At 58.8% G+C, this 514-nt stretch carries 1 protein-coding gene; it reads left to right on the forward strand.

What is annotated here, in order from left to right:
- The coding region (locus AC1RPN_RS08250) for an RtcB family protein (protein ID WP_481763724.1) at positions 1-514 on the forward strand (514 nt) is incomplete at both ends.

The following is a 514-nucleotide window of genomic DNA, read 5'->3' on the forward strand; positions in this document are numbered from 1 at the left end:
GCCAGATGCTGGGTGGAAAGGCTCGCTTCTTCACCGGTGACATGGAAGTCGAACAGGAGGCACTCAAGCAAATCACGAATATCTCGAACCTGCCGATCTTGGCGGGTCCCGTTGCAATCATGCCGGATGTGCACGCAGGCATGGGCGCGACGGTCGGTTCCGTGATCCCGCTGAACGCAGCAGTTATTCCAGCAGCGGTCGGCGTTGATATCGGGTGTGGCATGGTGGCGGTTAAGACCAGCCTCAAGGCCAACCAGCTGCCGGATTCGCTGAAAGATGTGCGCGCCCAAGTCGAGCGTGACGTGCCGGTTGGTTTCAACTACCATCGTTCGCCTGTCAAGTTCTTCCACGATGGGAACGAGGCGCGTGCACTGGAGCGTCAGCGTGATGAGCTGTTCTCGCGCTTTTCGGGCCTGCGTATCATGGATCACGTTGGCAAATACGACGTGAAGCGCATGGAACAGCAGATGGGGACGCTGGGTGGGGGCAACCACTTCATCGAGCTGTGTCTGGA

Source organism: Dellaglioa sp. CoH-57-MRSF-20 (genome assembly GCF_056781955.1).